At 60.4% G+C, this 17,061-nt stretch carries 16 protein-coding genes and 1 pseudogene; 11 read left to right on the plus strand and 6 right to left on the minus strand.

What is annotated here, in order from left to right:
- The first annotated feature begins 10 nt into the window (after positions 1-10).
- Positions 11-835, plus strand: a complete 825-nt coding sequence (locus tag C7T36_RS11505) for an ABC transporter ATP-binding protein (protein ID WP_045065481.1) — start codon at positions 11-13, stop codon at positions 833-835.
- Between the two features lie 7 nt (positions 836-842).
- Here the strand turns inward: C7T36_RS11505 and soxR are convergent, their stop codons facing one another.
- Positions 843-1,283, minus strand: coding sequence for a redox-sensitive transcriptional activator SoxR (gene soxR, locus C7T36_RS11510; protein ID WP_033233647.1), 441 nt, complete (start codon positions 1,281-1,283; stop codon positions 843-845).
- A 64-nt stretch (positions 1,284-1,347) separates the two neighbouring features.
- Between soxR and C7T36_RS11515 the strand changes: the two genes are divergently transcribed.
- Positions 1,348-2,751 (plus strand): MFS transporter, encoded by a 1,404-nt coding sequence (locus C7T36_RS11515; RefSeq protein WP_045065485.1) that lies wholly within the window; start codon positions 1,348-1,350, stop codon positions 2,749-2,751.
- The gene (locus C7T36_RS11520; RefSeq protein WP_033233649.1) at positions 2,748-2,960 is read left to right on the plus strand and encodes a DNA-binding protein; all 213 of its coding nucleotides are present in this window, start codon (positions 2,748-2,750) and stop codon (positions 2,958-2,960) included. The genes C7T36_RS11515 and C7T36_RS11520 overlap by 4 nt, the downstream gene beginning before the upstream one ends.
- An 8-nt stretch (positions 2,961-2,968) precedes the next feature.
- Here C7T36_RS11520 and C7T36_RS11525 read toward each other — a convergent pair whose 3' ends face one another.
- Entirely contained in the window at positions 2,969-4,063 is a 1,095-nt protein-coding gene (locus tag C7T36_RS11525; RefSeq protein ID WP_033233650.1) for a diguanylate cyclase, read from the minus strand.
- Positions 4,064-4,398: 335 nt separating this feature from the next.
- On the opposite strand from C7T36_RS11525, the gene C7T36_RS11530 reads away from it, so the two are divergent.
- Entirely contained in the window at positions 4,399-4,830 is a 432-nt protein-coding gene (locus C7T36_RS11530; RefSeq protein WP_033233651.1) for a MarR family winged helix-turn-helix transcriptional regulator, read from the plus strand.
- A 129-nt stretch (positions 4,831-4,959) separates the two neighbouring features.
- Entirely contained in the window at positions 4,960-6,489 is a 1,530-nt protein-coding gene (locus C7T36_RS11535; RefSeq protein ID WP_045066757.1) for an MFS transporter, read from the plus strand.
- On the opposite strand, the gene C7T36_RS11540 is transcribed toward C7T36_RS11535, so the two are convergent.
- From C7T36_RS11540 to C7T36_RS11550, 3 genes are all read right to left on the minus strand, one after another.
- Positions 6,473-7,111 (minus strand): YdcF family protein, encoded by a 639-nt coding sequence (locus tag C7T36_RS11540; protein ID WP_033233652.1) that lies wholly within the window; start codon positions 7,109-7,111, stop codon positions 6,473-6,475. The genes C7T36_RS11535 and C7T36_RS11540 overlap by 17 nt on opposite strands.
- A 108-nt stretch (positions 7,112-7,219) precedes the next feature.
- On the minus strand, positions 7,220-8,467 hold the full coding sequence (locus C7T36_RS11545; RefSeq protein ID WP_052683393.1) for a hypothetical protein: 1,248 nt from the start codon (positions 8,465-8,467) through the stop codon (positions 7,220-7,222).
- Positions 8,468-9,796, minus strand: coding sequence for a lipase family protein (locus tag C7T36_RS11550; protein WP_045065491.1), 1,329 nt, complete (start codon positions 9,794-9,796; stop codon positions 8,468-8,470).
- A 155-nt stretch (positions 9,797-9,951) separates the two neighbouring features.
- On the opposite strand from C7T36_RS11550, the gene C7T36_RS11555 reads away from it, so the two are divergent.
- Genes C7T36_RS11555 through C7T36_RS11565 form a run of 3 tightly spaced genes read left to right on the plus strand, consistent with a single transcriptional unit; the run spans position 9,952 to position 13,401 of the window.
- Positions 9,952-10,698, plus strand: a complete 747-nt coding sequence (locus tag C7T36_RS11555; RefSeq protein ID WP_045065493.1) for a succinate dehydrogenase cytochrome b subunit — start codon at positions 9,952-9,954, stop codon at positions 10,696-10,698.
- 4 nt (positions 10,699-10,702) lie between these two features.
- Positions 10,703-12,655 (plus strand): fumarate reductase/succinate dehydrogenase flavoprotein subunit, encoded by a 1,953-nt coding sequence (locus C7T36_RS11560; RefSeq protein WP_033233656.1) that lies wholly within the window; start codon positions 10,703-10,705, stop codon positions 12,653-12,655.
- Positions 12,652-13,401: a succinate dehydrogenase/fumarate reductase iron-sulfur subunit gene (locus C7T36_RS11565; protein ID WP_045065495.1), complete on the plus strand. Its 750-nt coding sequence runs from the start codon at positions 12,652-12,654 to the stop codon at positions 13,399-13,401. Before C7T36_RS11560 ends, C7T36_RS11565 begins: the two co-directional genes overlap by 4 nt.
- Here the strand turns inward: C7T36_RS11565 and C7T36_RS11570 are convergent.
- Positions 13,402-14,806, minus strand: a pseudogene (locus C7T36_RS11570) (anion permease). It abuts the gene before it with no gap.
- Between the two features lie 201 nt (positions 14,807-15,007).
- On the opposite strand from C7T36_RS11570, the gene C7T36_RS11575 reads away from it, so the two are divergent.
- The 3 genes from C7T36_RS11575 to C7T36_RS11585 are packed head-to-tail and all read left to right on the plus strand — an operon-like array spanning position 15,008 to position 17,040.
- The gene (locus C7T36_RS11575; protein ID WP_045065497.1) at positions 15,008-15,361 is read left to right on the plus strand and encodes a VOC family protein; all 354 of its coding nucleotides are present in this window, start codon (positions 15,008-15,010) and stop codon (positions 15,359-15,361) included.
- A 48-nt stretch (positions 15,362-15,409) separates the two neighbouring features.
- Positions 15,410-16,459, plus strand: coding sequence for a saccharopine dehydrogenase family protein (locus C7T36_RS11580; protein ID WP_033233659.1), 1,050 nt, complete (start codon positions 15,410-15,412; stop codon positions 16,457-16,459).
- Positions 16,456-17,040, plus strand: a complete 585-nt coding sequence (locus C7T36_RS11585; protein WP_033233660.1) for a TetR/AcrR family transcriptional regulator — start codon at positions 16,456-16,458, stop codon at positions 17,038-17,040. Before C7T36_RS11580 ends, C7T36_RS11585 begins: the two co-directional genes overlap by 4 nt.
- The last annotated feature ends 21 nt before the right edge of the window (positions 17,041-17,061 follow it).

Raw genomic sequence — 17,061 nt, forward strand, 5'->3', positions numbered from 1 at the left:
GGCTTCATCCGTGGAACACTCCAGCGGCACAGTGCTGTCGACCGAACATGTCGACTTGGTCCGAGACGGCCGGTACTTGTTGCAGGACATCAACATTTCGATCGAGCCCGGCCAGCATTGGGTATTGCTGGGGGCTAACGGTGCGGGAAAGAGCACTCTGCTGAGCCTGTTCGGGGCAACTGCGCACCCCACCCGCGGCTCCGTATTCGTTCTGGGCCACAAGTTGGGCCGTGTCGACATGCGTGAGTTGCGGATGGACATCGGGCATGTCAATCCGCGTCATACGATCGGCATTCCGATCACGGTCCGGAACGTCGTGATCACCGGACTCACCAACACCACCGAGTTGATGCCTCGCTGGTCACCAACTCCGGAGCAGGAAGCACACGCCGACGCCTTGATCGACCTGCTTGGCATGAGCCCCCGATCGAATGCACTGTGGCCCAATTTGTCTCAGGGAGAGCGCGGACGCGCACTGATCGCCAGAGCGCTCATGGTCGAGCCACGATTGCTTCTTCTCGACGAGCCCGCCACCGGTCTCGACTTGGCAGCCCGCGAACAGCTGCTGAGCGCTCTGGATGACCTACGTAGTCAAAACCCGTCCCTGGCAAGCATTCTTGTCACCCATCACATCGAAGAAATCCCAAGCACGACAACACATGCACTACTGATCAAGGACGGCATTGTCACGGCAACCGGACTTGCCGACGATGTGATCACGTCGGAGAACATCAGCGACTGCTTCTCACATCCCATCGAGATCGAACGACGCAATGGACGTTGGAATGCCAGGTCCCACCCTCGCCAACGGAACCAACTGAGCCAACTGATCTGACAGTTCGTCAGATCCGGCGAGCGCCCTGCCCGCCCAGACCGAGTTCGTCTCCCGGATTGAGCAGGTTGCAGGTTTGCAGTGACAAGCACCCGCACCCGATACACCCGGTCAACTCCTCCTGGAGGCGCGCGATCGCCTGTTTACGATCCTCTAGCCGCTGATTCCAGGCGGTCGAGATCTTTGCCCAGTCCTTCTTGTTGGGTGTGCGGCCCTCTGGCAGGGAGGCGAACACTTCCCCGACCTCCGACAACGGAATGCCGAAGCGGACGGCCAACTGGATCAACGTCACTCGCCGTATGGCATGCCGCGGAAACTTTCGCATATTGCCGGCAGTGCGAACGGCAGGAACCAGACCCAGGGTTTCGTAGTACCGCACGGCCGACACCGCAACGCCTGTGCGGGCCGACACCTCGCCGATAGAGAGGAGTTCGTCGCTCTTGCGGATCATCCTCGCCTCCCGTCTGGCACCCGAAGTTGACCTCAAGCGCACTTGAGACTCTACCTTCATCGACATGCATTCCCCTACTGATGTCTCCGCCGGCACGTGGCGTCAATTACTGAGCGGGCGGCATCTCGGGACCGCTACCGTCCTGGCGGGCGGAGTGGCGCTGTACGCCACGAACGTCTATCTCACGACCAGTTTGCTTCCGACGGCAATCGACGACATCGGCGGGCAACGGTATTACGCCTGGACTGCAACAGTTTTCCTCATTGCCTCAGTCATCTCCTCGATGCTGGTCACCCGGATCCTCGGCGCGAAAGGGCCTAGAGGCGCGTATCTGATTGCGCTTGCGATCTTCGCGATCGGCACGATCGTCTGTGCGCTCAGTCCTACGATGGAAATGCTTCTGGTCGGCCGTGCTGTTCAAGGAGCAGGCGGCGGACTGCTGGCGGGTCTCGGTTATGCCGTGATCAACGCCGCCCTACCCAAGCAGTTGTGGACGCGCGCATCGGCACTCGTATCAGCAATGTGGGGTGTCGGCACGTTCGCCGGGCCGGCCATCGGTGGAGTGTTCGCTCAATTCGGCGCTTGGCGCTGGGCATTCGGTGTCTTGGTGGTCGCGACAATCGCGGTTGCCGCGCTCGTCCCCAGCGCGCTGCCGGCACATACTGCAGGCAGCACCACCAGCAGTCCGGTTCCAATTCTCTCGCTGGCCCTGCTGACCGCAGCAGCGCTGTTGGTGAGCGTCGCGGGAATTCTGTCCAACCTTGCGGTGACCGCCACACTGGTTCTTGCGGCAGTGATACTACTGATTGCTTTTGTCGCAGCAGACCGTCGCGCGAGCCATGGAGTACTCCCGCCGTCGACCTTCACCGCGTCGTCCCTCAAATGGGTGTACCTGACCATCGTCGCCTTGGCCCTGAGCTCGACGGTCGAAACGTTCATTCCGCTGTTCGGTCAGCTCCTCGCCGGTATGACACCGTTGGCCGCCGGTTTCCTCGGCGCCGCCCTCGCCCTCGGCTGGACCCTCGGCGAAATTCCGAGTGCCTCGGCAACGTCACCTCGCGCTGTCCGCACAATCGTTGTCGGCGGACCTGTTCTGGTCGCATTCGGGCTTGCTCTGACGGCCGCGTTCCTCACCGATCAGGCCGGCGCCGGCGCAATCGCAGCGTGGATCGTCGGACTGGTCATTGCCGGGGCGGGTATCGGCATCGCCTGGCCACACCTGGCTGTCGGTGCGATGAACTCGGTTTCGGAACCAGGCGAAGGCGCAAAAGCCGCCGCGGCGATCAATACCGTGCAATTGATCGCCAACGCGTTCGGCGCCGCTCTCGCCGGAGTTCTGGTGAATCTCGGCGCACCCTCGACTTTGCGTTCCGCACAATTACTCCTGATCACATTTGCCGTCGTAGCCTGTATCGGTGTGGCGATCGCAGCGCGCGCCTTCCCGTCGTCTCGAGGAGATCAACCGTGACCGAATCTCAGTCTGCACAGCCCGGAGACGGTTTCCCGAAAACCAGCGCGCCTGCAACGCGGGCTCTTCTTGCCGCCGGTTACACCGAGTTGTCGCAGCTCGCATCGGTATCCGAATCGGAATTGGCAAAGCTTCACGGAATGGGCCCAAAAGCCCTTCGCATTCTGGGTGAGGCACTCGCCGAACGAGGGTTGTCGTTCGGCGATTGAAGAAGTCTTCACACGACGCTGGCACGCACCTGATTTCCACCCTCACGTTTGGCTTGATACATAGCCGAATCGGCCACCCTGAACAGTGCGGAAACAATCTCGTCCACGGTTTCGTCCACTTCTCGGGGCGCCGTACGAATCGCGATTCCGATACTCGAACTGATTGCCGGTACGTCATTGTCACCACTCATGAATGTGGTGATCCGCGTCGACAGTTTTGCCACCGAATTGAAGGGCGCCCGCTCGAGCACTACAAATTCGTCACCGCCGACTCGAGCGATCAGAGCCGACTGCGACGTCCAGAGCCTGATGCGCAAACCGGTCCTGATGATTGTGTTGTCACCGATATCGTGTCCGTGGAGATCATTGATCTCCTTGAATCGGTCGAGATCGATCACCACAACCAGAAGCGCATTGTGTTCGTCGATCTGCTCGCCCACGATGTCCGTCGCCCGACGTGAAAGCCCACGTCGATTGAGAAGCCCGGTCAGCGGATCGAATTCCGATGTTGTTGCATCCGAACTGAGCATCGCCAACATGATCTGTGAGACGACGGGAATCACATAGACGGTCGCGAGAGTGACACCTATTTTGGCAATTCCCAATCCTGGATCCGTGTTGTCACCAAACAGCAGCGGCCACCCCGCCATAATCGTGACCAGGGTGGCGAATACCAGGTGCCCGAGCTGCAACGTGGGGTTGTGGAAAAACGCGATGTAGCCACCGATCGAGGCAAAAACCACACAGCACAACAATCGTGCCAGCGGATCGACGTCCGAGAACGACGCCACCGCGATAGCAATATCGGAGCCGACAACAAAGGTGTAGGACCACAGCCGGGTTGGCGGAAACAGCCACCAAATGAGGGCAGCGATCAGGCAGGCTGCGACCACAATCAGGTTGACGGATCGCCAGAACGAACCTTGCGGTCCCACAGCACTCCACCTCATGAGGACGAGGATCAACCCCATCCCGAACGCAGTTCCGCCGACCAGGATTCGGCAAGCCGACACAAGACCACGGTCTTCGAGGTAACGCATGAAACTCTGATACTGATCGGGCAGACGCCACCACTGCGCGATCAGGTCGATCAACGCTTTCACGACGGAGCCTCGAACATACGAGGGCAAATCTCTCGCTTCCCCCAGGGTGGCCCACACTTGCCTGATTTCCCCGAAAATTCGGCCATAGCGTGCAGCATAGCCATAACGGACGGTCCGACCAACACGCTACGCTTGCAATATCGCCTGGTCAGGCAACTATCCAGCTACGGACCGTCCCGAATCAGACAATAGATCAGTCACCGCATCAAACCGTTAGGAGATTCTCAGGGCAATGACTAATTTGCATTCGGGTGACAATGAATCCGGAACTCGCATCCCGCACTCCTTCTGGTTGGATGAACACCGGAAGTCGACGCACCTAAGGGGTAGCAACAGTGGTTTCAGATCCCATCTCGGGCCTGCAGATGGAACTCGCCGATATGTGGCAGCGCGGGCGCGCTCGCGCCCGTAAGTACGCGCGGGCCATCCACCCCAAACTCGATCCGGCGCTCTACTCCGTCCTGGTTCTTCTGAACCGTTCGAATGCGGTTCCGATGTCGGATCTCATTGCTGCGCTCGATATCGAGAAGTCGACATTGACCAGACAAATCGATTCGGCCGAGCGCCTCGGACTGGTACAGCGGATCCCCGATCCCGATGACGCCCGGGCAAAGTTGGTTGCCCTGACACCCGAGGCCCGGGAACGTGTGACCACCGTCCAGAATCGTCAGGCCGACGAGTGGCGCGCACGATTGGCGACGTGGGATCCCGAGGACGTCATCGCGCTGACATCGCTTCTGCATCGACTGGGCAGCATGGAAAACTAATCGCAAAACCGTTGCGTTCTACAACCAACTTAGCCTAATGTTGCATGTGTCAACTAACTAAGTGGGGTCGCCGTGGTCACGCATGAAGAAGTCGGATCGATCCGCCTGCAGGAGGCCCCCGCCGCTCCGATGTCGCACCGGCAGAAGATCAAGGCGCTTGTCGGACTTCTCCTCGGAATGTTCGTGGCCTTCCTGTCCTCGACCATTGTCTCGAATGCCCTGCCGACCATCATCACCGAACTACACGGAACCCAGGATCAGTACACCTGGGTCGTGACGGCAACTCTTCTGGCTTCCACAGCCACAACGCCCATCTGGGGCAAGTTCTCGGATCTCGTGAGCAAAAAACTGCTGGTTCAACTCTCCATCCTGATCTTCACCATCGGATCCATCCTGGCCGGACTCGCACAATCCGTCGGCATATTGATCGCCTTCCGAGTAGTGCAGGGCCTGGGACTCGGTGGCTTGCAGGCACTGGTCATCATCGTGATCGCAGCCATGTTCAGTCCTCGCGAACGTGGCCGATACCAAGGTCCGATCGCAGCCGTCATGTCGATTGCCACCATCGCCGGTCCACTCATCGGCGGCGTCATCGTAGATACCAGTTGGCTAGGGTGGCGCTGGACCTTCTTCGTCTGCGTCCCGTTGGCAGTGATCGCACTGATAGTCGTACAGCGCACCCTCAATCTTCCTGTAGTACGCAGAAAGGTCAAGATCGACTACGCCGGTGCGACTCTCATCGCCGGCGGCGTAAGCACACTCCTCATCTGGGTGACTTTGGCGGGCAAGAACTTCGAGTGGTCCTCCGGTATGTCGTTCTTCCTGTGCGGTCTCGGAATCGTGCTTATCGCCGCGGCAGTCTGGGTCGAGAGCGTGGTGGAGGAACCCATCATTCCCCTGCGGCTTTTCCGTGACCGCACCACCTCGCTCGCGACCTTCGCCAGCATCACCGTCGGTGTTGCCATCTTCGGCGGCGCGGTATTCCTCGGACAGTACTTTCAGATCGCACGCGGTTACTCACCCACTGTCGCAGGGCTTCTGACACTTCCGATGGTGATCGGATCCACCCTGTCGTCCAGTATCTCCGGCTCACTCATCACCAAGTTCGGTCGATGGAAGATCTTCCTCGTTGCCGGCGCGAGCACGATGACACTCGGATTCTTCCTGCTCGCCACCATCGACCACGCCACCTCAGTCGTCTGGATCGGCGTGTTTTTGTTCATCGCAGGCACCGGCATGGGCATGGTGATGCAAAATCTTGTTCTCGCAGTGCAGAATACGGTCGATGCGAGCGATCTCGGAGCGGCCAGTTCAACCATCACATTCTTCCGCTCGCTCGGCGGGGCAGCCGGAGTCTCGATCCTCGGCGCCGTTCTGTCGACACACGTGGCACATCTGACTGCTCAGGGCTTGAGCGCAATCGGCGTCGACGCAACGGGAGGCGCCGGGCTGTCCAATCTCAATGAACTGCCCGACGCCCTTGCCGACGTCGTCCGCATCGCGTACGGCGACGCCACCGCACGCCTGTTTCTGATTGCCGGAATTCTGGGGCTGCTCAGCCTTGTTGCCGTCGCCTTCATCAAGGAACGTGCTCTGCGCACCCAGAGCGGTGACGAGCAACTGCTGGCCGAAGCAGAGTTGATCAAGTCGCAGCAATAACGCCGGCGACAAGCATTCTGCCTGCCACCGCAACCCTGAAGTCGATCATCGCCCGCTCGACATGGTTGGCGCTCGACACCACGACAACGCCGGTTGCTCCGCGGTCGGCCAAGATCTGCGAGGTGAACTGCGCGTTCTGCACTGTCGAACCCGATCGGCCTTCCTCGGTTATGCGGCCCGGGTGAACGCCATTGGCCACCAGCCAATCCCGCATAGCCCTGGCTTCGGTGACACCCGACTTGGGCGCACCGCCGCTGGTGATGATCGGTGCGGCTGGATACCTCTGCGCGAGGTACAAGGCAGCTTGCAGACGGTCGACCAACATATCTCGCATGGTGCCGTCGTCGAATAGCCCAGCGCCGAGCACAACGATGTTGGTTCCGACCGGATTCAGATCGAGGAGAAGCGGCGACCGCCTGGTCAACGTCTCTGCGCCCGTGCAGAACACGATCAATTCACGAATGGTGGTTTGACACCCACCAACTGTGGACAGAACGCCGTTGACCAGGGTAACGGGCGTGACATCAGCGCTGGCTGTTGCCGGCGAGAGTCCTACTCCTGCTACCGCAACCAACGAGGCTGCAACAATTCCTCTCAACACCGATTTACGCACAGTGACCATCAAATTGGACCCCCTGAAATGTCGGATGTCCGGTCACGGTAACGAGAATTTTGTCTTATTTACCCGTTTTGGCAGGATTGTTATTCAGGAAAGATCCTGGATCAACCGTCAGTTCCAGTCGATCTCGACCGCCGAGAGCATCGAACGGAGCAGGTCCGGCAGCTGCGCGATCATGCCCTGACCCGCAATCCGTTGAGATACCGGGGCGGCCAACGTCTCGCGCCACAGGACCGGTTGATCGTTCATGAGATCGCGGTAGACGGGAAGCAATTGGTTGGTGATGTATATCCAGCGCCCGTCTCGATCCGCCCAGTTGAAGTCCGGCAACGGAGTCGCGATTCTTGCTGCGCCAACCTGGAACTCGAGCGAATCGGACTCACGCGGTGGGATAACTCCCGGCATCGACGGCGACGCGGCAAACGTGGTCAAGTACGTCAGAGCCCGCCCGACGCTTCCGCGATAGTTCTTTGCCTCGTCCCATTGATCGCCGACGGATTGGTACTGCTCACGCCGAAGCAGTCGCACATTACCGTCGAACACGGCTTCCGGATTACCGGATGCAATGTTGCGCCAGGCAATTCGCGCATTTTCGTCGAGCAGTCCGGCCCGGTCCAGTTCGCTTATCCCGTCGGCCCCGTTGTGTATCCACGCCATATGCATGGGGATCAGGTCCGAGAAGATGTGCTTGCTCATGGCAATAACTTTGCCCTGGAACCACATCACATCCTCAGGTCGAATTTCGTGCCCCACCTGGAGCAACGCCTGGAGGTCTTCGGGCGCTGCAATCGACTGCGCGATGGGTGTGCCGACACGATCGAGTTCGCGCCACACCACGGCCATAGCGTCGCTGATCGCCCGGATGTTCAGAACAACCCGCCCGAAATCCACGTCGAGTAGTCCCGCTGCAAAAGCCGGACCAACCATCCCACCCATTCCAGCCCACTGTAATTCACTGTGTTCGAGTTGGAGGCGCTCGTAGAACGCAAAGGTATCGGTCAGGTTGCCGAGATTTGCGTGAACACCGTCGAATGGAGTCCAGGAGGCAAGGTCGATTCCCGCGGATTCCGTTCCGACTGCAAGCCAATACTGCTTCAGCAATACCTGATACCGCCGCGGATCCACCCCTGCCGATCTGGCCTCGTCGAGCAGGACACGAAGTTTCGCGGAATCGGAGGGCAGAGTCGGATGAAGCCCACCTGCGGCTTCGGCATCGGCGTTGACCGCGGCGAGATCGAGGTACCGATCCACCTCGCGCGCCGAAGCAGTTGTTCCTACCGCCATCGCGCTGCCAAGTGCAACCGAGCCCACCATAACGGTGCGGGCAAAATCTCTACGTGTCAAAGGCTTTCGGATCATCTACTTACTCTCCGCTTCATCGAACGCCGCATCCAACCAGGCGACGTCCTGCATCCCGAGCTGATCGGTAACCGTCTTGTACAGGTTGGTGACATAGTCGAGAGGCCCACACTGCGAAGGAATCAGATCGACGTCACCACCGTCGGCACGATACGTGTCCGCCAATTCCTGTGCCTCACTGAAGGGCACGAGAAAATCGTCTTCACAGGACGAGATAAGCAACTTCGACTTCGGTGCCTGCTTGCCCAAGGTGTTGTCCTCGTAGGCGGCCGCCAGCGCCGGAATGGTTCGGGGTGCTGGGTTGGTCAACAGAACATCGAACGGAACGAACGGAAGCGCCAAATACAGTGCTTGACAAGATGTCCGAAAAGCCGCAGCAACGTCGCGGCCGACCGGAGTGAAGTGATCGTCCAGCTTGATCTCCGGATACCCGGCATCAAATCCGAGGACGGACGAGAAGACAAACCCGGAACCGATGCCGCCGGCTGCAGTTGCCTCGAACGTTGCCGGATCGATCATCATCGCCTGGATCGCACTGGCCGTCACGTTCAGCTCTGGCGCGTAGGTATGGGCCTGCTCCGCCGCAAAGCCCGCCGCGACACCGCCACCGGCAACTCCGTAGATGCCAACCGGTGTATCGGATGCCAATCCGGCCTCGGGAAGCGCCAGCGCTGCTCGTACACCGTCGAGGGTGGCCTTGCCCGAGAACTGACCGACGGAGAACGGGTGCGGCGAGGTATCCCCGTCGTTTCCGACATCGCTCATCATGACGGCCCAACCGCGTCCGAACATCTCCGCAACGGGTCCGAGTGCCGAGAACATGGCCGGGTCACTCTGATTTCCACCGGTCCACTGGTGACTGGGAGCGCAGTTGGCGCCGAGGCTGTCGTTCGCCTCGGCATAACCGATGATCTTGCGGTCAGCGGGAGCGGTGCCGTCCTCGGGAATCATCAGGATTCCGGTGCTGATCACCCGACGTCCGAAATGATCGGTTGTCGTGTACATGAGCTGGTAGGCGCTGACAGCGTCCGGTCGCACCTGATAGACCTGCACGCTCACTGGGCGGGCTTTGAGTAGGAGTCCCGGCGCTGTGTCGCCACTGAGTTCTGGTTCGTCGAACCACGGATCATCCGACGAGAGTCCCAGTGGAGTGAACTCCCCCGAGATCTCACCACCCTGGAGAGCTCGCACAACCAGCGGATTGAAGACCTCGGACAGGTCGACGGCTTCCTGCGCCCCGGCCGGTGACCCCGCCGCGATCAGGGCAGCTGCCAGGACAGATGCAGCGCCGACGCACACTGCTCGTCGTCGTGACGTCGAGTTCACCATCGCCCACGCTTCCTTACTTCCGAGTAATATTGTCCGTTACATAACCATTGACCGGCACGAACCGACAAGTCGCACTGCGTTCCCCTGCCCAATTGCACAATCACGCCTAGGCTGACGGCACCTATCCGGCACGTCTGGCTTGGGAGGTTTTACGAGTGAGTGTTCCGACCCGCGTACCGCACGCCGGTGCCGATTCAACACGGTCACGCCTACGCCCGTCGAACGTCACGTGCAAGATTCTGATGGCAGTGACGGGGCTGATCTTTGCGGCATTCGTGGTCGTCCACATGATCGGCAATCTGAAGGTGTACACCGGCGCCGAACACTTCGACGACTATGCACACTGGCTACGAACCGTCTTCGAACCGTTCCTTCCCTACGAAGGATTGCTCTGGATTCTCCGCATCGTTCTACTGGTCTCGCTGATCGCCCATGTGTGGTGCGCGTGGCTTCTCACCCTTCGCGCGCGCAGAGCCCGAGGACCGTTCCGCCGCAAGGGGTTAGGACTTTCGTCGTTCACCGCCCGGACCATGCCGGTGACCGGAGCAGTTCTCCTGCTGTTCATCGTCTTTCACATCCTCGACCTCACAACCGGCACCCGCCCGATCGGCAGCACCGAATACGAAGCGGCCACCCGATCGCAGAGTTACGCCTACGACAATCTCGTTGCCAGCTTCGAACGCCCCGCTGTCGCTGCCTTCTACATCCTCGCGATGGCCCTGCTCGCTATGCATCTGGCCCACGGATTATGGAGTGCCGTCAATGATCTCGGTGTGACCGGTCAGCGGTTCCGCCAAGTTGCGGTCGCGCTCGCCGGCATCATCGCACTGGTTGTCATGGTGGGAAACATGTCGATCCCCATCGCCGTTCTCACCGGACTCGTCTCGAAAACAGGAGCGTGATCAGATGAGCAGCTTCGACGCCGACGACCTGCGAACCATCGGTACCCCGATTGACGGTAATGTACCGCCGGGAGATCCGTCGAGAGCCTGGCCGAACCGCAAACTCGACTACAAACTCGTCAGCCCACTCAATCGCCGCAAGTTCACGGTCATCGTTGTCGGTACCGGACTCGCCGGCGCGGCCTGTGCCGCATCGCTCGGCGAATTGGGTTATCACGTAGAGTCGTTCACGTTCCACGATGCACCGAGACGCGCACATAGCGTCGCCGCTCAAGGCGGCATCAACGCAGCCCGCGCCCGCAAGGTCGACAACGACAGCCTCGATCGATTTGTCAAGGACACCGTGAAGGGCGGCGACTTCCGTGGACGCGAGGCGGACTGCTTCCGGCTAGCCGAGGAATCCGTGCGGGTGATCGACCATATGAATGCCATCGGCGCTCCGTTTGCACGCGAATACGGCGGCACGTTGGCCACCCGATCGTTTGGTGGCGTCCAGGTTTCGCGCACGTACTACACGCGTGGGCAGACGGGCCAGCAGTTGCAGATAGCGTCGTCGCAGGCACTGCAACGACAAATCGCTGCCGGCACCGTGAACCTCCATACCCGCACCGAGATGCTCGATCTCATCGTCGCAGACGGACGCGCCCAGGGCATTGTGACGCGCGACCTCGTGACCGGCGAAATCAGGTCCACCACAGGACATGCGGTTGTCCTGGCGTCGGGCGGCTACGGCACGGTCTTCCACAAATCGACTCTTGCCAAGAACTCCAACGCCACTGCCGCGTGGCGAGCGCACCGGCGCGGCGCATTGATGGCGTCTCCGTCCTTCATTCAGTTCCATCCCACCGCACTTCCCGTCAATTCCGAGTGGCAGTCCAAGACCATCCTGATGAGCGAGTCGCTCCGCAACGACGGCCGCATCTGGGTACCAGCACAACCGGGAGACAGTCGCGAACCCGGAGACATCCCCGATAGCGAGCGCGACTACTACCTCGAACGCAAGTACCCCGCCTTCGGCAATCTCTCACCCCGCGATGTTTCCTCGCGTGCCGCCCGCGAGCAGATCGATACCGGTCATGGCGTCGGCCCACTGAAAAACAGTGTGTACCTGGATTTTCGAGATGCGCTCGCGCGATTGGGTCGAAAGACCATCGAAGAGCGGTACGGAAACCTCTTCTCGATGTATCGCGATGCCACCAGTGAGGATCCCTATACAGTGCCGATGCGTATTGCACCGGGCGCGCATTTCACCATGGGTGGCCTCTGGAACGACTACGACCAGATGACGTCGATCCCAGGCCTGTTTGTCGGTGGCGAAGCCGGCTGGGGGTACCACGGAGCAAACAGGCTCGGCGCCAATTCCCTGCTCTCCGCCTGCGTCGACGGGTGGTTCACCCTTCCCTATGCAATTCCGAACTACCTTGCACCCCTGCTCGGTACTCCCGAACTCAGCCTCGACGACGAGGCGGTGGTGTCGACGCTCAACGACGTACGAGGACGAGTCGAACTCCTGTTGTCTGTAGGTGGCAAGCACGGCCCCGACAGATTCCATCGCCGACTCGGCGAGATCCTGTATGCGGGTTGCGGAGTCACCCGTTCGGCAGAAGGGTTGACAAAGGCCATTACGGAGATCCGGGAACTGCGCGGCGAATTCTGGTCGGACCTGCGGGTTGTGGGAACCGGAAACCAGTTCAACCAGGAACTCGAACGGGCTGGGCGGGTTTCTGATTTTCTCGAACTCGCCGAACTGATGTGCGTCGACGCGCTCGACCGGGACGAATCATGCGGAGCACATTTTCGTGCCGAGCACCAGACGTCGGATGGTGAAGCACTACGCGACGACGATCGCTGGTGCTTTGTCTCGGCCTGGGAAACCGCCAAGGACGGTCGGCACATCCGTCACGACGAACCGTTGTCCTTCACCGCTGTTCCGCTGCAAACGAGGAACTACGCATGAAAATCACTGTGGACGTGTGGCGCCAGAATGGACCTGAATCTTCCGGCGCCTTCGATACTTATCAGGTTGACGACGCGAGCGTCGAGATGTCGCTGCTCGAACTTCTCGATCGACTCAATGATCAACTCGTCGAAGAGGGCAAGAGCCCCATCGCGTTCGATTCCGATTGCCGCGAAGGTATTTGCGGTTCGTGCGGTATCACCGTCAACAACACCCCGCACGGGCCGGTGGCCAACACGCCGACGTGCCGCCAGCATCTTCGTAGTTTCTCGGACGGTGATCGAATTGTTTTGGAGCCGTTCCGTTCTGCGGCGTTTCCGGTGGTACGGGATCTGGTGGTCGACCGGTCGGCTATGGATCGCGTTCTCGAGGCCGGTGGCTATGTTTCCGTCAACGCCGGCACGGCACCTGACGCCGACAGTCAACCGCTCTCCCATCAGAGTGCCGAAGCCGCGCTGGACTTTGCGGCCTGCATCGGATGCGGCGCCTGTGTTGCCGCGTGCCCCAACGGAGCGGCCCATCTGTTCACGGGTTCCAAACTCACCCATCTGTCGCTGGTAACGCAGGGTCGCAACGAAAGAGGCAAGCGCGCCCGCGCGATGTCCGATCAGATGGAAGCCGACTTCGGGCCGTGCTCGACCTACGGCGAATGCGCAAAGGTGTGTCCAGCCGAGATCCCGTTGACGGCAATCGCCGCCGTCAACAAGGAATCCATGCGGTTCAGCTTGCGCCGCAAGGACAACTGATCACCAGGCACCGATCACTTTCATCCACGCGCCACCGATGATCGTCCAGATGAGGATGAGCACAACGCTCATGACAAACCCGATTCGGAACCACTCGGAGGTCTTGATGTACCCGGAGCCGTAGACAACTCCGGCGGGTCCGGACGCGTAGTGCGAGATACCGCCGAACAGGCTGCCGATGAATCCGAACACCAAGGCCGAGAACAGTGGTGGAGCGCCCGTGGCAACCGCTGCGCCGAGGAACACGGCGTACATCGCGACGATCTGTGCCGTGTTGGAAGCAAACAGGTAGTGCGCGTAGAAGTAGACCAGTGTGAGAATCGCGAATGCCCAGATCCACGGCAGCCCGTCGACACTGGACGAGACCTGCCCGCCGATCCACGCGATCACGCCCAACTCTTCGAGATGACCTGCCATACCCACCAATACAGCGAAGAAGACCAGCGTCTGCCATGCGCCTTTATCCGTCACCAGGTTGTTCCAGCTGAGCACCTTCGTGACCAGGAGGATCGCGATGCCGACAAACGCCGTGGTGGTGGCGTTGACGTTGAGTTGTGTACCCAGGCACCAGAGCACAAGCAGCAGAATGAACGTTGCGGCCATGATCTTCTCGTCGCGGCTCACGGGACCGGCCTTGCGTAGCTCGTCCCTGGCCTGCTCCGGAGCTTTGGGGGGTTTTCAGCATGGTCGGCGGGAAGATCTTGGACATCACCCACGGGATCGCGATCAAGCTGGCAATTCCCGGCACCGAAGCCGCCAATGCCCATTTACCCCAAGATATCTCGATACCTAGCTTGGCGGCCGCGTCGACGGCTACCGGATTACCGGCCATGGCGGTGATGAACATGGCCGAGGTGACCACGTTGACCTGAAGTGAGGTGAGCAGCAGATACGCGCCGAGCTTCTTTCGGGATTCCTCCGGTTCCGGATTGGAATCCTCGAGTTTGCTCAGCGAGACGATGATCGGATACACCACGCCGCCCGCTCTCGCGGTATTCGACGGTGTTGCCGGTGCAAGAATCAGATCGGTCAGCGCCATCCCGTAAGACAGTCCAAGACTTGACTTTCCGAGTTTCGTGACGAACATCAACGCGATCCGTTTACCCAGACCGGTGACCAGAAAACCTTCGGCAATGAAGAACGAGGCCACAATCAGCCAGATCGTGGTGTTACTGAAGCCGGCCAGCGCCTCCGAAGGCGTCTCCGTCTGTGTGATCATCGCAATCGACAAGCCGACGAGGGCAACTGATCCGGTGGGCAGCGGTTGCAGGATCAACGCGACGATCGTGCCGACGAAGATGCCGAGCATCTGCATACCTTTGGGATCGACACCATCCGGCACAGGCAGGAAGAAGATGATCAAACCGAGGATCACGGGCACCGCAGCGGGGTAGTACCGCTTCATCATCGACGGTTCGGGTTCAACTACAACATCGGTGTGCTCGGATTTGGCCTCGGACATTTGCATCTCCTCGACTTGTCGCCTGACGGTGATTGTCCCCCACTTGCCCGAATTTCGTGCAGTCAATCGCCACAACACCTCTCGACATGTCCCGGCGCGCAGGCAATTATCGAAGTTACCTATTGTCGACGACTGGGAGACCGCATGCGCTCACAACGAATCACGACCAACCTCAAAGTTCCCGATGTAGAGACGGCTAAGAGTTTCTACGCCGACTTCCTCGGCCTGAGCACCGAGGAGTTCAACATGGGTTGGGTGGCACGCTTCGCGTCTCCCGACTCCGATGCGCATGTACAACTCGTCACGCATGATGCGACCTCCCCCGAGGACTCGGTCATCTCCGTCCACACCGACGACGTCGACGGCGCGTACGACGAAGCCCGGACACTCGGATACGAGATCGTGCACCCACTGACAACCGAAGTGTGGGGTGTGCGCCGGTTCCTGGTCCGGGCCCCGGACGGCAACGTGGTCAACATCGTGGCTCATCGGGACTGACACCGGGACCGTTCGACGTTTTAGGTCATTTGACCTAGAGTTGGATGCATGACCGACACACTGCGCCACGACCCAGACGGCGCCATCCTCGTAGCTGGTGGATACGGAACCGTCGGCAGCGCGCTGACCGCCCTGCTTGCACCTGACTTTTTGCTACTCCTGACCGGACGTACCCCCGAGAAGGGCGCCGAGTTGGCCCGTCGGCACGGAGCTTCGGTCCGCCGCTGGGACCTCACCGATCCGACGCCTTTCGACGCCTCGGCACGTGCGGTCGTGTCGACCGTCAACGATCCACACGATCGTGTGTTGACTGCCGCGGTCCAAGCGGGAATACCGTACGTGGACATCACCCGCTGGACTACGAGGGTAGCCCGCGCAGCCACGTTGGCAAGCCAGATGTCGCCCACCGCACCGGTTTACCTGTCGTCCGGCTGGATGGGCGGTGTCACCAACATCGTTGCCGCCGCGCTCGCGGAAGAGCTCGGCGGCGCCGAGCTGATCGACGTCTCGATTCGCTACGACGTCAACGACATTGCCGGCCTCGACTCCGTCGAGTTCATGGACCGTCTCGGTCAGGACTTCGAGGTTATGCAGAACGGAAATCCGATCACCGTCAGCCCATTGACGGATACCCGCTGGGTGGATTTCCCGGGATCGCGCACCAAAGTCGGAAGGATCGACACTCCCGAGCAATTCACGTTTCCCATGACCCTGAACGTCGACACTGCAAGCACTCGAATCGGTTTCAGCTCGAATGCTTCCACGACAGCACTGCTTGCCGCCAAGAAGGTCGGTCTGTTTCGGTGGGGACGCGGAGAACGCTTCACCTCGCTACGACGCGGCTTGCTGTACTCACCCGGCACAGGCGGTAGCGCTCAGGTACGAGTCGACGTCACCGGTGCCAACGGTGCTACAAGCGCAACAATTGTCGATCCGCAAGGCCAGGCGCATCTCACAGCAGTAGGCGGTGCACTCGCAGTGCGGCACGTCCTGAGCGACGACGCACGTCCCGGAGTTGCTTTCCCCGAATCAGTTCCGAATCCGGGCCACGCTATCTCCGAGCTGGAGAATCTCGGCGTGGCAGTATTGCGGACATGACCCCGACCAAGGGCGCCATTCGCGCGGCAGCACTACTCGACGCTGCAGAACAGGTACTGACGACGCAGGGCAACGCAAACGCGGCCATGCGAGATTTTGCCGCCGCGGCCGGTGTGCGGGTGGGGCACCTGCAGCACTACTACCCCACCCGTGCCGACCTGATCCGCGCCGTCATGGCGCGCGCGTTGACCCGTTCGCTCGACCGGCTGGCCGCCGTGACGGACACACAGCAGACCGTGTCCCGCGAGGAATCCGAGCAGTTCGTCAGAATCCTGCTCGGCGAACAGGACGATCCTGCCACTGTTCGGCTGTACGTCGAGGTGTGGGCGTTATCCGCCGCCGACGAAGAAGTCTCCGTTGTGGTCCGAGATTTCTACGCGCAGTACATCGCGCACGTGGAGCGGGTTGTCGTGTGCACACAACCAGATCTTGATGCGGCGGGGCGAACAGCAACGGCGCAGACGATTGTCAGCCTGCTCGAAGGTTCTGCGGTTCTCCGCTCGGGAATCGCGGGCCGCAAGTCCGAGGATTCGGACCGGGCACTGGTGAGCACGCTGCAGTACCTGATTCACGGGTCCTGACGCGGACGTATCGTAAAGCCC

The organism is Rhodococcus sp. AD45-ID (assembly GCF_003023755.1).
Lineage (GTDB): Bacteria > Actinomycetota > Actinomycetes > Mycobacteriales > Mycobacteriaceae > Rhodococcus_F > Rhodococcus_F globerula.

Coding starts and splice junctions, on each gene's coding strand:
- C7T36_RS11580 (WP_033233659.1), top strand. CDS start 15,410: ATGACCGACACACTGCGCCACGACCCAGACGGCGCCATCCTCGTAGCT.
- soxR (WP_033233647.1), bottom strand. CDS start 1,283: ATGATCCGCAAGAGCGACGAACTCCTCTCTATCGGCGAGGTGTCGGCC.
- C7T36_RS11575 (WP_045065497.1), top strand. CDS start 15,008: ATGCGCTCACAACGAATCACGACCAACCTCAAAGTTCCCGATGTAGAG.
- C7T36_RS11540 (WP_033233652.1), bottom strand. CDS start 7,111: ATGGTCACTGTGCGTAAATCGGTGTTGAGAGGAATTGTTGCAGCCTCG.
- C7T36_RS11545 (WP_052683393.1), bottom strand. CDS start 8,467: ATGATCCGAAAGCCTTTGACACGTAGAGATTTTGCCCGCACCGTTATG.
- C7T36_RS11515 (WP_045065485.1), top strand. CDS start 1,348: ATGCATTCCCCTACTGATGTCTCCGCCGGCACGTGGCGTCAATTACTG.
- C7T36_RS11550 (WP_045065491.1), bottom strand. CDS start 9,796: ATGGTGAACTCGACGTCACGACGACGAGCAGTGTGCGTCGGCGCTGCA.
- C7T36_RS11560 (WP_033233656.1), top strand. CDS start 10,703: ATGAGCAGCTTCGACGCCGACGACCTGCGAACCATCGGTACCCCGATT.
- C7T36_RS11585 (WP_033233660.1), top strand. CDS start 16,456: ATGACCCCGACCAAGGGCGCCATTCGCGCGGCAGCACTACTCGACGCT.
- C7T36_RS11565 (WP_045065495.1), top strand. CDS start 12,652: ATGAAAATCACTGTGGACGTGTGGCGCCAGAATGGACCTGAATCTTCC.
- C7T36_RS11535 (WP_045066757.1), top strand. CDS start 4,960: ATGTCGCACCGGCAGAAGATCAAGGCGCTTGTCGGACTTCTCCTCGGA.